At 69.0% G+C, this 15,784-nt stretch carries 16 protein-coding genes; 12 read left to right on the forward strand and 4 right to left on the reverse strand.

The window, feature by feature from the left end:
- Positions 1-26 precede the first annotated feature (26 nt).
- Positions 27-1,523: an asparagine synthase-related protein gene (locus ACLQ2O_RS38040; RefSeq protein ID WP_425842260.1), complete on the forward strand. Its 1,497-nt coding sequence runs from the start codon at positions 27-29 to the stop codon at positions 1,521-1,523.
- Between the two features lie 58 nt (positions 1,524-1,581).
- Positions 1,582-2,250 (forward strand): class I SAM-dependent methyltransferase, encoded by a 669-nt coding sequence (locus tag ACLQ2O_RS38045; protein WP_425842487.1) that lies wholly within the window; start codon positions 1,582-1,584, stop codon positions 2,248-2,250.
- Between the two features lie 173 nt (positions 2,251-2,423).
- Here ACLQ2O_RS38045 and ACLQ2O_RS38050 read toward each other — a convergent pair whose 3' ends face one another.
- Positions 2,424-3,113 (reverse strand): hypothetical protein, encoded by a 690-nt coding sequence (locus tag ACLQ2O_RS38050; protein WP_425842262.1) that lies wholly within the window; start codon positions 3,111-3,113, stop codon positions 2,424-2,426.
- Between the two features lie 103 nt (positions 3,114-3,216).
- Between ACLQ2O_RS38050 and ACLQ2O_RS38055 the strand changes: the two genes are divergently transcribed.
- Genes ACLQ2O_RS38055 through ACLQ2O_RS38070 form a run of 4 tightly spaced genes read left to right on the forward strand, consistent with a single transcriptional unit; the run spans position 3,217 to position 6,729 of the window.
- Positions 3,217-4,134 carry an ATP-binding cassette domain-containing protein gene (locus ACLQ2O_RS38055; RefSeq protein WP_425842265.1) on the forward strand — a complete coding sequence of 306 codons (918 nt, stop codon included), beginning with the start codon at positions 3,217-3,219 and terminating at the stop codon, positions 4,132-4,134.
- Positions 4,131-4,865, forward strand: a complete 735-nt coding sequence (locus tag ACLQ2O_RS38060; protein WP_425842267.1) for an ABC transporter permease — start codon at positions 4,131-4,133, stop codon at positions 4,863-4,865. The genes ACLQ2O_RS38055 and ACLQ2O_RS38060 overlap by 4 nt, the downstream gene beginning before the upstream one ends.
- 12 nt (positions 4,866-4,877) lie before the next feature.
- The gene (locus tag ACLQ2O_RS38065; protein WP_425842270.1) at positions 4,878-6,104 is read left to right on the forward strand and encodes a sensor histidine kinase; all 1,227 of its coding nucleotides are present in this window, start codon (positions 4,878-4,880) and stop codon (positions 6,102-6,104) included.
- Positions 6,097-6,729, forward strand: a complete 633-nt coding sequence (locus ACLQ2O_RS38070) for a response regulator (RefSeq protein ID WP_425842273.1) — start codon at positions 6,097-6,099, stop codon at positions 6,727-6,729. Before ACLQ2O_RS38065 ends, ACLQ2O_RS38070 begins: the two co-directional genes overlap by 8 nt.
- Here ACLQ2O_RS38070 and ACLQ2O_RS38075 read toward each other — a convergent pair.
- Entirely contained in the window at positions 6,726-7,202 is a 477-nt protein-coding gene (locus tag ACLQ2O_RS38075) for a ribonuclease H family protein (RefSeq protein WP_425842276.1), read from the reverse strand. The genes ACLQ2O_RS38070 and ACLQ2O_RS38075 overlap by 4 nt on opposite strands.
- A 30-nt stretch (positions 7,203-7,232) precedes the next feature.
- Positions 7,233-8,444, reverse strand: coding sequence for a GNAT family N-acetyltransferase (locus tag ACLQ2O_RS38080; RefSeq protein ID WP_425842278.1), 1,212 nt, complete (start codon positions 8,442-8,444; stop codon positions 7,233-7,235).
- A gap of 112 nt (positions 8,445-8,556) precedes the next feature.
- Here ACLQ2O_RS38080 and ACLQ2O_RS38085 point away from each other — a divergent pair, with 112 nt between their 5' ends.
- Entirely contained in the window at positions 8,557-8,874 is a 318-nt protein-coding gene (locus tag ACLQ2O_RS38085; RefSeq protein WP_425842281.1) for a hypothetical protein, read from the forward strand.
- Between the two features lie 13 nt (positions 8,875-8,887).
- Here ACLQ2O_RS38085 and ACLQ2O_RS38090 read toward each other — a convergent pair whose 3' ends face one another.
- Positions 8,888-10,141, reverse strand: coding sequence for an ROK family transcriptional regulator (locus ACLQ2O_RS38090; RefSeq protein ID WP_425842284.1), 1,254 nt, complete (start codon positions 10,139-10,141; stop codon positions 8,888-8,890).
- 164 nt (positions 10,142-10,305) lie between these two features.
- On the opposite strand from ACLQ2O_RS38090, the gene ACLQ2O_RS38095 reads away from it, so the two are divergent.
- From ACLQ2O_RS38095 to ACLQ2O_RS38115, 5 genes are all read left to right on the forward strand, one after another.
- Positions 10,306-11,589 (forward strand): ABC transporter substrate-binding protein, encoded by a 1,284-nt coding sequence (locus ACLQ2O_RS38095; RefSeq protein WP_425842286.1) that lies wholly within the window; start codon positions 10,306-10,308, stop codon positions 11,587-11,589.
- A gap of 4 nt (positions 11,590-11,593) precedes the next feature.
- A complete protein-coding gene (locus ACLQ2O_RS38100; RefSeq protein ID WP_425842289.1) occupies positions 11,594-12,505 on the forward strand; it encodes a carbohydrate ABC transporter permease in 912 nt (303 codons plus the stop codon).
- Positions 12,502-13,398: a carbohydrate ABC transporter permease gene (locus tag ACLQ2O_RS38105; protein WP_425842291.1), complete on the forward strand. Its 897-nt coding sequence runs from the start codon at positions 12,502-12,504 to the stop codon at positions 13,396-13,398. The genes ACLQ2O_RS38100 and ACLQ2O_RS38105 overlap by 4 nt, the downstream gene beginning before the upstream one ends.
- Positions 13,395-14,687: a sulfatase-like hydrolase/transferase gene (locus ACLQ2O_RS38110; protein ID WP_425842294.1), complete on the forward strand. Its 1,293-nt coding sequence runs from the start codon at positions 13,395-13,397 to the stop codon at positions 14,685-14,687. Before ACLQ2O_RS38105 ends, ACLQ2O_RS38110 begins: the two co-directional genes overlap by 4 nt.
- A 64-nt stretch (positions 14,688-14,751) precedes the next feature.
- Positions 14,752-15,750 carry a YihY/virulence factor BrkB family protein gene (locus ACLQ2O_RS38115; protein WP_425842297.1) on the forward strand — a complete coding sequence of 333 codons (999 nt, stop codon included), beginning with the start codon at positions 14,752-14,754 and terminating at the stop codon, positions 15,748-15,750.
- The last annotated feature ends 34 nt before the right edge of the window (positions 15,751-15,784 follow it).

The following is a 15,784-nucleotide window of genomic DNA, read 5'->3' on the forward strand; positions in this document are numbered from 1 at the left end:
CCCACCGACGGCAAGGAGCTGACTGAATGTTGCGTCTGCGAATACGGGCCAGCGATCTTGGTGGCTCGTGGCGACAAGATCACGGCTGCGTGTGGCGCTCCGGAAGCAGCTTCATCGAACCACTCGCGCACAGCGCGCTGGAGACCAGCAGTCAGGTGGGGCCAGGGACTCTGCGCCTTGTTGTGCGGCCGAACATGCCTCCGGAAGATGAGCTGACTGTCGAGATCGACAGCACCGGCGCGATCCTGAGAGCAGGAAGCGGTGGCGTTGCACCGGTATATCTCGCGGTGCACGACGGAGTATTTCACGGCTCATGGGAGCCTGCTGACCTTCGATCGGTCGGCGAAAACGATCTCCTCGATCGCGCGGTGACCCGGCTTCTGGTCCGGCGACACAGATACTCGTCGGACACTGTGTTCGTTGCGATCCGCCGCCTGACAGAGCGAGCGCTCGCATCCTTCAATCAGGACGGCCTGGCTCTGACGTATCCATCCGACGCCGAACACATTCTGGAAGCCCGGCCACTGCGGCAGAGTTGTGACCCTGTTGAGGTGATCGATCAGCTGCTCGAGGAACAGATCGCTCCGATCTTGACAAGACATCGAGCAGGGTTGGAGCTGTCCGGAGGGGTTGACTCGGCCAATGTGGCGGTAGCGGCGAACGGCTGCACAACGGAGCAACTGCCGGCGTACGGACTCGTCACGGCGGGGCCTGGAGAGAGCGCGCAGCGCTTCCGCCGAGCCTCCCTGATTCGCATGCTCGGCCTGAAGGATGCCAGCGTAGCGACGAGCGAGCATCTGCCATTCTGTGATCGTGGACCGAGGTCAGTCAGCCAGCCCCACTACGCCGATGGCGACGTCTACCGGGAGGCCTTCGATGAACTTCGTCGTCTAGCTGCCCAGCAGGGAACCGCAGTGATGCTGACCGGATTCGGCGGCGACGAGGCAATGAGCTTACGAACGAACGAGCGGACCACCCCGAGGCGCCTGCCCTCCGTTCCGTCCTGGCTCGGGGACCGCGCCCGTGAGGCGATGGCTGACCTGGAAGCCAATGTTGCGCCTGCGGCCGCGACGGCAGTTCCCTGCCTGATGGCGTTTGCCGCACGTGGCCCTGCGTATCTGCACTCAGAACTCTGGCCTGTCGCCCCGCTGGCCGCGCCTCAGATCCTGCGCTTCTCGGAGTCATTGCCACTGCACTGGCGCAAGGACAAGCGATTGCTGCGAGAGCGCTTGAAGCGGCGCGGATTCGATGAAGCAGTGACAATGCCCCAGATCCCCGAGAGCTTCGATGAGACGATGCAACTAGCCCTTCGGAAGAATGGTCTGGCGATGGTGCAGGCGATGCTGACGAGATCGATCCTGATCGATGAGGGATTCGTACACCGCGGCAAACTGGAGCGAGAGTTGCGATGGTCGGTGGGGGCAGAAAGGATCTCGCCGCTGCTCTACGACACGCTGGCCGTGGAGCGGAGTCTGCAGAGTATGGATGGATGTCGCGAGGAGTTCAGACGTGGGCGATGGTGATGAGAAGGCCTTGAGAGAGGCGAATCTCGCTTATCGGTGGCCTGGGCTCTACGACTTGATGGGCGAGGGCGACGGGGTCGTCGGTGGGGTTGTTGGCATCTTGCGTGCGGCGGGATGTCGGCCTCGGAGGTTGCTTGATCTTGGATGTGGGACTGGGCGGCATCTGGCGGAGCTGGTGGCGCGGCTCGGGGTGGACGTCGTCGGGGTGGATCTGCAGGAGCAGCTGGTGGAGTACGGGCGCCGGCGGTACGGGGTTGAGCTTCTGGTGGGTGATATGCGGAGCGTCCGGTTGGAGCGGGCGTTCGATGTGATCACCTGTTTGGGGAACAGCCTTGCGTACTTGCGGAGTGAGGACGAGGTGGAGGCCGCGCTGGCGACGGCTGCCGTGCACGCCGGCGAGGGGGCGGTGGTGATCATTTCGACGTTGATGCAGCCGCTTCCGGAGATGTCGCGGCGGGAGTTGCGGGTCGAGAACGACTTGGTGACGGCGTCGGTCGAGGTGGAGAGCTACTGGGATGCCGTCGACGGCGTGCAGATCACCGAGCGGCGGTGGGTGCACGACCGTGGCGGGGTGGACCGGGATCTGCTGCGCCGCAGGGTGATCGGGGTGGATGTGCTGACCGAGATGCTGCTGCGGGTCGGGTTCGTGCGGGTCGCGATTGCCGACTCGGGTGGGGTTGTAGGGCCTGCGCGGACGACGGACGAGTTCGTGGTCGCCTTCTGCTGAGGCGAATGCTGCCTCAGCGGATGCCGTGGTCTCGGAGATCCGTGTGGCACTGTCAATGCAACGCGGTCAGGCCGCCACCCGTGCTCCGATGTCCCCGCCCGAGGCGAAGAAAACCGCGTAGCCGAGACGTGACATCAGGACTCGCCAGCGGTCCGCGATCGAGGCAGGTGTCTTCAACGGGGAACGATCCCGGTTCGGCCCTGCCAGGAGCCGTGTTCTGACAGTGGGCGGAAGCGCAGGGTGGCGAACTCGTGGTGGAAATCCCTGCGGCGGCGTTCGGTCATCGCGGTGGCGTGACGGTCGGGGTTCGGGACGGAGCTGTGGCCGTGGACCATTTCTTCCATTTCCTGGACAGAGCGCCAGATCGAGAAGGTGGAGATCGTTCGGGGTGGGCGCATTGCGGCCAGCGCCAGGGTGGTCGCCGGGTGGTCGCGGACGAGGCGTTCCACGGGCTTGCCCCATTTGAGGAATCTTGGGACTTCGGGGAGGCGCATCCGGGCCAGCGTGACGGCGACGACGGGTTCGGACGGGTCCCATTCGCCGGCTCTGGCCGGTAGGTCGGGGAGGGCTGCCAGGCGGGACCATCGGCGGAGGAACTGCAGGCGGACGTGCCAGCCAGTGGCCAGGTCTCTGCCTAGGGGGTGGTCTGCCAGGAAGGCGAGGAGGGCCGCTTCGTCTTCCCAGCGGGCGAACATCGCCATGCGGCGTAGCTGCATGCGGGCCGGCGAGATCGTGGGGGCACCGAGACGCATCAAGGCCAGGCACTCGGCGTACCGCAGGCCGGGTGCGGTCGGCGGTTTCCACAGGGCGCTCGCCGTAGTCGTCGGGCGGAGCTCCGCGAGGTGGAACGTGAAGATCGTCATCGTGGGGCCCACTGTCCCACGACGAAAGATCAGCCGATCGGGTGATGGATGGCGAGCTTGATGGGCGATGTGCGCGAGGAGCCTCGTCCGCGAGAGTCGTCGTATGACATTGGTGAGTGGGGCTGTCGTCGAGGTCGAGGACCTCCGGAAGTCGTACGGCGATCGCACGGTGGTCGACGGGATTTCCTTCAGCGTCGAGGAGGGCGAGATCTTCGGGATTCTCGGGCCCAACGGGGCCGGGAAGACCACGACGGTGGAGTGTGTCGAGGGGCTGCGGGTCCCCGACGGTGGGCGGGTCCGGGTGGCGGGGATGGATCCGGTGGCGGACCGGGTGGCAGTACGGCGGGTGCTGGGAGCCCAGCTCCAGGAGAGTGAGCTGCAGGCCAAGCTCACCGTTCGGGAGGCGCTCGAGTTGTACGCCGCGTTCTACCCGAAGCCGGCCGACTGGAAGTCGCTGGTCGAGCGGCTGGGACTGGGCGAGCAGCTGGGCAGGCGGTTCGCCCACCTCAGTGGGGGCCAGAAGCAACGGTTGTTCATCGCGCTCGCGCTGATCGGGAATCCTCGGGTCGTCGTACTGGACGAGTTGACGACGGGGCTCGACCCGCGGGCTCGGCGGGAGACCTGGGAGATCGTCGAGGACGTTCGCGCGCAGGGCGTGACCGTGCTGCTGGTGACGCACTTCATGGAGGAGGCGCAGCGCCTGTGCGACCGGATCGCCCTGATCGACAAGGGCAGGATCAGCGCGCTCGACACCCCCCGCGGACTGATCGGCCGGGCGGCGGGGGCGACGGTGATCTCGTTCACGCCGTCGGAGCCGCTGGACGCGACGGAACTGGCGGCGCTGCCGGGAGTCGTGACGGTTGAGCACCACGCCGGCAGGATCACGCTCAAAGGGGACGACGACACCGTGACCGCGATGCTTTCGTTGCTGGCTCGGCGGCGGGTCACGGCTCGCCAGCTGCGGGTCACCGACGCGACGCTCGACGATGCCTTCCTCGACCTGACAGGAGCTGCGCGATGAGTGCCACGACGGCTGTTCTCAAGGCAGAGGCCCGGTTGTTCCGGCGGGAGCCGGGAGTCCTGTTCTGGGTGATCGGGTTTCCTCCGTTGCTGCTGGTGATCCTGGGCGCCATCCCGTCGTTCCGCGAGGTCAACGCGGAGGGGTTCCGGTTGATCGACGTCTACGTGCCGGTGCTGGTGCTGGTCGCGCTGATCGTGGCGGGGTTGCAGACGATGCCGCCGGTGATCACGGGATACCGGGAGCGCGGGATCCTGCGGCGGATGTCGGCGACGCCGGTCAGGCCGGCGGCGTTGTTGTCGGCGCAGATGGGGTTGAACGGTGCCGCCGCGATCGTGTCGGCGGTGCTCTGCCTGACGATCGGCAGATTCGCGTACGACGTACAGCTGCCTCAGCAGGCCTTCGGCTACGTGCTGGCACTGCTGCTCACAGCCGCCGCCGCACTGGCCTTGGGTGCCCTCGTCTCAGCACTGGCCCGTACGGCGAAGATCGCCAGCGCCATCGGGTCCGTGGTGTTCTTCCCGAGCCTGTTCTGCGCCGGCCTGTGGATCCCGGTCCGCTCGATGCCGGACCTGATGGCGCACATCGTCGTCCTGACGCCCTTCGGCGCCGCGGCCGGCGCACTCGACCAGGCCTCGAGCGGGCACTGGCCGGACTGGTCGCACCTCGGCGTACTCGCGGCGTGGGCGGTCGTCCTGACCGCGGCGGCCGCCGGCTGGTTCCGGTGGGAGTAGGAGACTAAGCAGGTGGACACGGACATCGAGCGGCGGGAAGAAGCGTTCCGCAGGTGGCTGCCGTACGGGCTGCTCTGCATCGGCACGTTCCTGTCCGCCGCGACGGCCGGGCTGATCATGCCGGAGACGGACGACCGGATCCTGGCCGGCGGACTGGTCGTCGCGGCCCTCGCGCTCGAGCTGTGGTGGACCCGGACCGGGCGCAGGCGCCCGGGCCCGCACCGGATCTCGTCGGCGTACTACACAGCGAGACTGGCGATCGGGTTCGTCCTCACGCTGCTGAACGGGTTCTTCGCGTTCTACGCCGTCGCCGGCTACTTCGACACCAACGAGCAGCTCGCCAGTCGCCGCGGGAAGCGACTGGCCCTGTTCGCCTGCTCGATCCCCGTCGCCGCGGCCCAGACCAGCGGGATCCCGGTCGGCGACTCGATGAGGTGGGTCGTGTTCGCCGGCCTGCTGGTCGCGAACAACGTGCTGCTGACGACCGTCATCCACTTCTCCGAGCAGGGCGAGGAACGGTCCCGCGCCCGGGCGGCTGTGATCCTCGAGCTCCAGCAGTCCCGGGACGAGAACGCCGCTCTGCAAGCGCAACTGCTCGTCCAGGCACGGGAGGCGGGGATCGCCGACGAGCGCCGGCGGCTGGCCGCGGAGATCCACGACACGATCGCGCAGGGCCTGACCGGCATCATCGCCCAGCTGCAGGTGGTCGCGAACATCTCCGCCGAGCCCGCCGTCCAGGAGCGCGTCGGCCGCGCGACCGACCTGGCCCGGCACAGCCTCAGCGAGGCCCGACGCTCGGTGCAGAACCTCGCCCCCGTAGATCTCTCGTACGACGGCCTGCCGGTCGCCCTGCGCAAGACGGTCGACCAGTGGGCCGAGCGAACCGCCGTACGGGCGGACTTCACGCTCACCGGTACGCCGGAACAGCTGCACGGAGAGGTCTCGGCGACCCTCCTCCGCATCACCCAGGAAGCCCTGGCCAACGTGGCCAAGCACGCGTCCGCCGGCCGCGTCGGGGTCACGCTCAGCTTCATCGACGACGAGGTCACCTTGGACATCCGCGACGACGGCAAGGGCTTCGACCCACTGGCCGGGCCCAGCCGCAGCAGCACCGGCGGCTTCGGCCTGGACGGCATGCGCGCCCGCGCCGAACGCATCGCCGGCTCGCTCACCGTCGAGTCCGAACCAGGAGCCGGTACGGCGCTGTCGGCGCGCGTACCGTTGGTGCCCCATGGCTGACATCTCGCTCCTCCTCGTCGACGACCACCCGGTCGTCCGGAACGGCCTGCGCGGCCTGTTCGAGTCGGTCCCCGGCTTCACCGTGCTCGGCGAGGCGTCCAACGGCGTGGAGGCGGTCGCCCTGGCCGCCGAGCTCGACCCGGACGTGATCCTGATGGACCTGCGCATGCCCGGCGGCAGCGGCCTCGACGCCATCGCCGAGCTGACCCGCCGCGGCGCCCGTGCCAAGATCCTCGTCCTGACCACCTGGGACTCCGACGTCGACACCCTGCCCGCGATCGAGGCCGGCGCGACCGGCTACCTGCTCAAGGATGCTCCCGGGCCGGAGCTGTTCACCGGCGTCCGCGAAGCAGCGGCAGGCCGTACGGTCCTCTCCCCCGCCGTCGCCTCCCGCCTCGTCTCAGCAGTCCGTACGCCGGCCGCCAGCCCGCTCGCCGCGCGCGAGCGCGAGGTGCTCGCGTTGGTTGCCAAGGGCACCTCGAACCGCGAGATCGCCCGCGAGCTGTTCATCAGCGAGGCGACGGTGAAGACCCACCTCAGCCACCTGTTCACCAAGCTCGGCGTCACCGACCGGGCCGCGGCCGTTGCCAAGGGCTACGAGCAGGGGATCCTCGGCCGGGACTAGCACTCCGGGAAGCAGGCCGCGACGGCCAAGCGGTCCACGAAGTCGTTCATCTCGTGGCCGGAGTGCCCCTTGACCCACTGGAACGCGACGTCCCCCCGCTCGACCACCAGCTCCACCAGCGGCTCCCACAGGTCCCGGTTGGCGACCGGCTTCTTCGCCGAGGTGAGCCAGCCGCGCTCGAGCCAGCCGGTGTGCCACCGGTCCCGGAAGCAGTTCACGACGTACGTCGAGTCCGACACGACCAGCAGCGGGCCGTCGTTCGCGCGGACGGCTTCGAGGGCGGCGCAGATCTCCATCCGCTGGTTCGTGGAGACGGCTTCGTGCCCGGAGGCGAACTCGGTCGTCGACAGCGCCCACGCCCAGCCTCCCGGTCCGGGGTTGACCGAGCAGGCGCCGTCGGTGAAAACGCTGAGGGCGCCGACGGGGACGGTCATGTCGGCCGGACGAGGACGGCGTACGCGAGCTGTGGTCATGGGAGCGAAACCCTATCCCAGACACACAGCTCAGAAGACCTCCAGGCTCTGCGGAGCGGTCGGCCAGCTGAAGGCGGCGGTGGTCGTGGCGAGGGCGCCGGGAGTGCTCTCGGTGACCCGGCCGGTGGCGGCGAACTCGCTCAGGGCGCGACCTCCCAGGTACGCCGCGGAGAGCTCGTTGACCGACAGGGAGAGGTCGGGAGCCGAGTCGGTCGGTTCGCACATGGCCTGCTGGGTGTCGCCGGTCAGGTGGAACCGGCCGTTGTTGGCCTTGATGAGGTCGTCGGTCACCTCGATCACCACGTCCGTCGCGACGGCGTAGCGACGCTGGGCAAGAGCACGGGGTACGTCGGTGAGCCGAACCCACAGCGATTCGGTCAGTCGGCGGTTGAGCGCGACCGGGTTGCTCACCAACTGCTGCAGCGGTTCGTCGACCGCGGCGTGGCTGTACGCGAGCTTGGCGGCCAGGTCGAGCGTGAGCAGGTGGCGCCAGAGCGCGTGGTACGCCGTCGGCTCGAGGGCGACCAGTTCCTCCACGGTCACCTCGTTGGCCGGACCGGTCGGTCCCCAGTTCATCTTGCCGCGCCACAGCGCGTACCCGTCCACCGCGCCGGCCTCGTCACGATGGACCAGGATCTGCCGCGGGGTACGACCGCCGCGATGCTCCGGCTTGTCCTGGAGCTGCTTGCGCCAGACCTGCTCGGACCGGCCCGACACCCCCGGTCGCTTCGCCTGCAGCTCCTTGAGCAGCGGCGCAAGCTGAGCCGGTGCGTCTTCGGCAAGCACTTCCTCGACACGGCCGCCGGACACGGGATGCGGCCGGACCGTGCGCAGGTCGACCTCGTACGACACGCCCCACGCCGCCGGGGCGTAGCCGAACCGGCCGTAGATGCCGGCCTCGCTCGCCCAGAGCACCGCCAGAGCCTCCGGTACGTCGGTCAACTGCCGCCTCATCAGCCCGGACAGGATCCCCTGCCGCCGGTGCGTCGGGCGGACCCCGACCGCGGTGACGTGCGCCGCCGAAACCACTGCTCCGGGGACCGACAGGTCGCGGGTCATCGCCTTCGCCGTCCCGACGAGCTGGTCGCCGTCCACCGCCACCAGTGCCCGCTCCGGCTCGAACAGCTCCCGGTCCAGGTCGGTCGGCGTGCTCTCGAACATCATCGCCGCGGCGAAGAGACCGTAGAACCGGTCGTGCTCGTCCGCCGTGGCCGCCCGCAGTACGTACTCGGAGTTCACCATGACGGCATCGTCACACGCGGCCGTGGAAGTCCTCCACGGCAATTCCGATACCAGACTCTCGCTCTCGCCTCGGCGGCCCGCTCGTCGTAGCCTCGGTGGAGGGAGTGAGGCGATGGAGAGTCTGCGGACGTCGCTGAGTCAGCTGGCGGGCCGGTTCCGCCGGCGCCCCGTCGTGGTCGCCGACCCGTTCGAGACGCTGCGGCTGCAGACCAGGCTCGGCCATCTCGCCACCGAGATCCGCCGGGTCGAGTCCGCGCCGCGGATCTACGCCCGAGCTCATCGCCTGATGGCGATCGAGGCCGCGTACGACGCCCTGCTCGACGAGGCCTGCAGGCTGGCCGGCGTACCGGAGACGGCGGACGCGAAGCGAGGCGAGGACAAACGCTGGTTCGAGGAGCAGGAACTGGCCTCCCGCGGCTGGTCCTGGTGACGCCGTACGCCGGCTAGGCCGGTGGCGAGCTGAGGCTCGGCGGACCCGCCGGCAGGATCAGGTGGGAGGCGCTGGCCGAGACGGACTTGGCGAGGACCAGGGAGGCGGCGCCGATGGGGCCGACGTCCTCACCGAGGCTCGTGCCGCGGATCTCCACGCCGTGCAGCCGCCGGAACAGGTGCAGCTCGTCGACGACGCCGGGCACGATCCGCAGGAACGACTCCGACAGGTACCGCCAGTTGGGGCCGCCGAAGACGATCGTGTCGAGGTCGAGGACGTTGGTCAGGTTCGCCACCACGCGGGCGAAGCTCCTCGCCGCGCGGTCGAGGATGCCGGCCGCGGCCGTGTTGCCGTCGGCCGCCAGGACACTGAGCTTCGCCAGACCCTGCTCGACCGAGCTCGCGTCCTCGACGTCGATGTCCGCGAGCAACCCCGACTCCAGCGCCTGCCTGACGAGGTGAGCAGGCATCGCCGTCGTCGCCACGCAGCCGCGGCCGCCACACTCGCACCGGGGACCGTCGGGATCGCCGCCGAGGTGACCGAAGTTGCCGAGGTTGCCCGACGCTCCGTGCATCACCTCGCCGCCCAGTACGACGCCGGCACCGGCACCGGTGCCCAGGTAGACGAAGGCGAAGTCCTGCGACAGCAGGTTCCCTGCCCAGAGCTCGCCCGTGGCCGCGGCCACGGTGTCCTTCTCCAGCTCGACCGGGATCCGCAGTCGTCCGCCGAGCTCGTCCCGCAGGCCGACGACGTCCCAGCCGCGCAGGTTCGGAGGGCCGAGGACAGCGCCCGAGCCCCTGCTGATCGGGCCGGGCGACGCGACCCCCAGTCCGCTGAGCCGCAGGCCGCTGACGCCGTTGCGGTCGACGAGGTCGCGGACCTGCCCCACGATGGCGTCGATCACCGGTGCCGGACCGCCGGTGTCCGGCGTGACGAACGACGTGTGGTCCATCACCTGGCCGGCGAGGTCGACCAGGGCGAGCGTCATCCGGGCCGGATCGATGTGCAACCCGACCGCGCACCGGCTGCCGGGAACCACCTCGAAGACCGTACGGCGTGCGCCCAGCTCGGTCGAGACCCGGCCGGTCTGCCGGATCAGCCCTTGGTCGACCAGCCGCCGGCAGATGTTCGACACGGTCTGCCCGGAAAGCCCCGTCCGCTCGGTCAGCTCGACCCGGCTGATGCCCGGGTGACGCCTGACCAGATCGACCACGAGGACCTGGTTGTAGTCGCCGACGCGCGGCAGGTTCGATCCCCGCTGCTGCATGCCGTGTCCCCCCGTCCTCCGCGGTTGGCCGTGAGCTTACCGATCGCCGTACGAGCCACGTCGGGCTCCGGCCCAGCATAGACAAATCAAATTGATTGGGTTACGTTCGGCCGAAGTTTCCGCCGCCGGTCCGAGGCGGACGTCGCCCGACGAGGGGAAGAACGATGCGGAAGATCAACCCATCCGTCGTGGCGGCCCTGGTGGCCGCTCTGACCCTGACCACGACCGCGGCCTGCTCAGGTGGAGACAGCGCCGACGACGGACCGGTGAAGCTGGTGTTCCGCCAGTTCGACCCCGCCGGTGAGGTGAAGGGCCTGCAGGCGGCCGTGGACAGCTGGAACAAGTCCCACCCCGACATCCAGGTCGACCTGCAGACCCTCAGCCCGAACAACGTCCAGCAGCTGGCCCGGGAGGCGAACTCCGGTTCGGGACCGGACATCGCCCAGGTCGGCTTCGCCGACGTCGCCTTCCTGGCCAAGCCCAAGATCCTCCTGCCGCTGGACGACCTGATGGGCAAGGACCCGCTCCCCGCGGGCGGTGACGACCTGCTGGCGACCGACATGACCGATGTCGACGGCAAGCGGTGGGCACTCCCCTGGACCGCCGACACGATGGCCCTCGCCTACCGGCCGACGGCCCTGAAGGCCGCCGGCATCGCGCAACCCCCGACGACCTGGGAGCAACTGGCCGACGACGCGGTCAAGATCAGCAAGCAGACAGGCGGCAAGACGGCCGGCTTCTGCTTCGGTGCCGCCGGTTCGGCCACCGCGACCCAGTGGTTCGCGATCAACTACTACCTCTGGGACCACGGGCACGCGCTGGTCACGAAGGGCCAGGACGGTTCCTGGCAGCCCGGCCTCTCCCAGCAGGACCTGACCTCGGCGATCGACTTCTTCGCCGGCCTCTTCACCTCCGGCGCGACGCCGAAGGCGTTCCTCTCGATCGACAACTACAGCGACCCCTCGATCGCCAACGGACTGGCGAACGGCTCGTGCGCGATGACGTACGAACCGCCGCAGACGTTCGCGACCCTGGCCAAGCAGGCCAACGGGTCGGTGACGACCGCGCCGGTGCCCGGCGGACTGAAAGACGGCGCAACTCACCTCGGCGGGCGGGCTCTGGCGATCAACCGCAACACCGAGCACCCCGAGGCCGCGTGGCAGTTCATGAAGTACCTGGCCAGTCCGGCGACCTTCAAGACCTACCAGCAGTACCCCGCCTCGAAGTCGACGCTGTCCGGACTCGACGTCCCGAAGGACCAGCAGGGCTTCGTCGCGCAGCTCCCGCACGCGCGGTCGTTCGCGCGGTACATCGGGTCCAGCATGCCGGTGGCGTCGATCCAGCAGCTGGTCAACCAGCAGTTCTCCGCGGTGTACTCCGGGCAGTCGTCCAGCGACCAGGCCGCCAAGGCGATCCTCGACGGCCTGACCTCCGGCATGGCGGGCTGAACCGATGGCCCGCTCGTCCACGCCGGCGCGGCAGCGACCGTTCCTGCTGACCGCTCCCGCGCTCTGCGTGATCGCGCTGTTGTTCGGTTTCCCCGCCGTCTACAACCTCGTACTGGCCTTCCAGAAACTCAGCCCGTACGACGCACCAGGCGACGCCGTCTGGGTCGGGCTCGCGAATTTCAAGGCCCTCTTCAGCTCTGCCCAGACAGGCTCCTCGGCCTGGAACACGGCGTTCTGGCTGACGGCGGTCACCGTCGTCATCCGGCTGGTCGTCGGCATGGCGCTGGCCCTGCTGCTGCAGAGCCAGGTCCTGGAACGGTGGAAGCTGCGGGGCCTGTGCCGGACCGCGATCCTGGTGCCGTGGATGGTCCCGCCGGTGGTCGCCGTGGCCTGCTGGAAATGGTTGCTCGACGCAAACAACGGCATCCTCAACCAGGTCCTGGTCGGGCTGCACGTGATTCCGCGCGGCGTCCCTTTCCTCGCCGACACCAGCACGGTCTGGTGGGCCGTGATCGCGATCGTCGTGTGGCGCGAGCTCCCGTTCGTGGTCATCGTGCTGATGGCCGGCCTGCAGTCGATCCCGGACGAGCAGTACGAGGCCGCGGCGCTCGACGGCGCCGGCCGGCGGCAGTCCCTGCTCTACGTCACCGTGCCCAACCTGCGCCCGGTGATCACGGTCGTGGTGATCATGACGGTGATCCAGACCTTCAACAACTTCGTCTACGTGTGGCTGTCCACCGGTGGTGGTCCGGGCACCTACACGCAGGTGCTCGCGACCCAGCTGTACTCCGCCGCGTTCATCGAGAACCGGCTGGGCCAGGGTGCCGCGATCGGCATCGTCATGTCCGTCGTGATGGCGCTGTTCGCCCTCCTCTACTTCCGGGCCGCGAACCGGGGATCGGAGGCGGCCGGATGACGGCTGTCGTCCCGTCTGCCCGCCGTACGGCGCAGCAGACCAAGGTCCGTCGCCCGAGCGCCGGGCGACGCCGGCCGGCCGATCTGCTGATCGTCGTCCCGACGCTGGTCGTCGTGGCGGTGATCGTCTTTCCCGTGCTGTGGATGGTCTTCACCTCGCTACGCCCCTCGGCCGCGCTGGCTACCACGCTCCCGGTCGGCGAGTGGTTCCACGGCCTCGGCTTCGGGGCCTACGGACGGCTGTTCGACGGCTCGTCGTTCGCCCGCTACGTCCTGAACAGCGTGGTGGTCTCGTCGATCAGTACGCCGTGCACCGTCGTACTGGCCTGCGTCGCGGCGTACGCGCTGTCGCGGTTCAGGTTCCGCCTGCGCGGCGCGAGCATCGGGGTGGTCATCGGCACCCAACTGCTGCCGTTCGTCGTCCTGATCACGCCCGTCTACACGCTGTTCTCGCAGCTGGGCCTGCTCGACTCCTACGCCGGACTGATCATCGTCTACGTCGCGATGACGCTGCCGCTGGCGATCTACCTGATGCTCGGGTACTTCGACAGCATCCCGAAGGTGCTCGACGAGGCGGCCCGGATCGACGGTTGCACGACGCTCGGCGTGATCTTCCGCATCGTCGTCCCGGTCACCGCTCCCGGGGTGGTGACCGTTGCCGTCACGGCGTTCATCGCGACCTGGGAGGAGTACCTGTTCGCGAGCGTGCTGATGTCGAACGACCGGCTGAAGACCGTCCAGGTCGGGCTGGCCGGGTACTTCGGCGAGTACTCCACCGACTGGGCCGTGGTGATGGCCGGGGCGACGGTCGCGGCCGTCCCGACCGTCGTGCTGTTCGTGCTCGTACAGAAAAGACTGGTCGCCGGGATGGCAGCAGGGAGTGTCAAGGGATGAGCGGGACGCAGGGACCGAACGTGGTCGTGATCTACGCGGACGACCTCGGCTGGGGAGATCTCGGGTGCTTCGGCGCCGACGACCTCGCGACGCCGCGGATCGACGCCTTGTGCGCGTCCGGCGTCCGGCTGCCGCAGTGGTACTCGAACTCACCGGTCTGCTCCCCCTCGCGGGCGTCCCTGCTGACCGGCCGGTACCCGGCCGACGCCGGCGTCGAAGCCATTCTCGGCGGATCGCGGCGGACTCCGGGCCTGCCGCAGCAGCCGACCCTGGCCAGCGAGCTGCGCTCCCGGGGGTGGGCGACGGGCATCATCGGGAAGTGGCACCTGGGGGCCGATGCGTCGTACGGGCCGCTGCACCGGGGGTTCGACACCCACTTCGGCTTCCGGGCCGGGTGCGTCGACTACTACTCCCACATCTACTACTGGGGGCAGGAAAATCCGCTGCACGACCTGTGGGAGGACGAGAACGAGGTCTGGCTCAACGGCGAGTACCTGACCGACGTCATCGCCCGGCGCGCGGCGGACTACATCGAGCAGCACGCGGACGAGCGGTTCTTCCTCTACGTGCCCTTCAACGCGCCGCACTACCCGATGCACGCGCCGGAGAAGTACGTGCAGCGGTTCGCCCACCTGCCGGAGGACCGGCGGATGACGGCCGCGATGATCGCGGCGATGGACGACGGCGTGGGCGAGATCCTCGCGACGCTGGAACGTCTCGGTCTGCGCGACGACACGATCGTCTTCTTCTCGTCCGACAACGGTCCGTCCACCGAGGAGCGGAACTGGCTCAACGGCGAGGAGGTCTCCTACACCGGCGGCTCGGCCGGCGGCCTGCGCGGGCACAAGGGGTCACTCTTCGAGGGTGGCATCCGCGTTCCGGCGATGATCTCGTGGCCGGCCGTGCTGCCGGCGGGTGCCGACAACGAGCTCGTCGGCGCGATGATGGACCTGCTGCCGACCGTGCTGCACGCCGTCGACGGGGACGAGACCGGGTTGCCGGCGGACATCCACGGACGATCGTTGCTGGACGCCCTTCGGGACGGTACGGCGGACGACCACCAGCGCGACCTCTTCTGGTCGTACGAGGCGCAACTGGCCGTTCGGCGTGGTCGCTGGAAGGCCGTGCTGAACGCCAGCGAGGCGATGCGGCCCGACATCGCCGTACAGGAGGGGTTGTTCGACCTGGAGGCGGACCCGCACGAGCAGGTCAACCGGCGCGACGAGGACCCGCGACTGTTCTCCGAGCTCGAGTCGGCTGTGGGCGCGTGGAGCCGCGGGGTGCGCTGAGGGCGGCGACACCATTGGTTGCCGGTGCCCGGCTTCGAGGGGTGGGGACCGTACGGTAGGGGGCGTGAGTACCTTCGGGCAGCGGGTCGACGCTGTGCAGCGGCGGCGCCGGCCGCTCGGGTTCCCGCTGGCCGTGGTGTACAAGTTCTTCGACGACCAGGGCAGCTACCTCGCCGTCATCATCACGTACTACGCGTTCGCGGCGATCTTCCCGATGCTGCTGATCTCGTCGTCGGTGCTCGGGTTCGTGCTGCAGGGCAACGAGGACCTGCAGAAGGCCGTGCTGGAGTCGGCGCTCAAGGAGTTCCCGATCGTGGGGACCCAGCTGGCGACGCCGCAGGGCCTGCAAGGCAGTACGGCGGCGGTGATCGTCGGAACGCTCGCGGCCGTGTACGGCGTGATCGGGCTCGGGCAGGCTCTGCAGAACGCGGTGAACGTCACCTGGGGCGTCCCGCGCAACGGCCGGCCGAACCCGTTCCGCGGGCGGCTGCGCTCGGGGGCGCTGCTGTCGCTGGCCGGGTTCACCGTGCTCAGCTTCGCCACCTTGACCGTGCTGGCCGGCAGCCAGGTGTCGATGAACAGCGGGGTCGCCGACGGCATGGGCTGGCTGGTCTCGCTCGGCTCGGTGCTGGTGCTGACCGCGATGCTGACGCTGTGCCTGCGACCGGGCAAGCGACCACGGCCCCCCTTCCGGAAGATCCTCCCGGGCGCGTTCCTGACCGCCGTCGGCTGGCACCTGCTCGAGCGGCTGGGTGGGGTGTACGTCGAGCACGTGCTCGCGAAGGCCAGCGAGGTGAACGGCGTCTTCGCGCTGACCCTCGGCCTGATCGGGCTCATCTACGCCGCGTCCACGATCGCCGTGGTCGGCGCCGAGCTGAACTCGGTCATCGAGCACCGCCTCTTCCCCCGCTCGCTGCTCGCCCTGTTCAACGACTCGACCGCGGACCTGACCCCGGCCGACCACCGCGCCTACGCGATGTACGCCCAGGCTCAGCGGCACAAGGCCGCCGAAACGATCGAGGTCACCTTCGGGCCGCACGAACCCACCGACCGCGACTCCTGACCGCCGCCGGCCGACAAGGTCCGGCTCGTCACCG

It is taken from the genome of Kribbella sp. DT2 (assembly GCF_049844575.1).
GTDB lineage: Bacteria > Actinomycetota > Actinomycetes > Propionibacteriales > Kribbellaceae > Kribbella.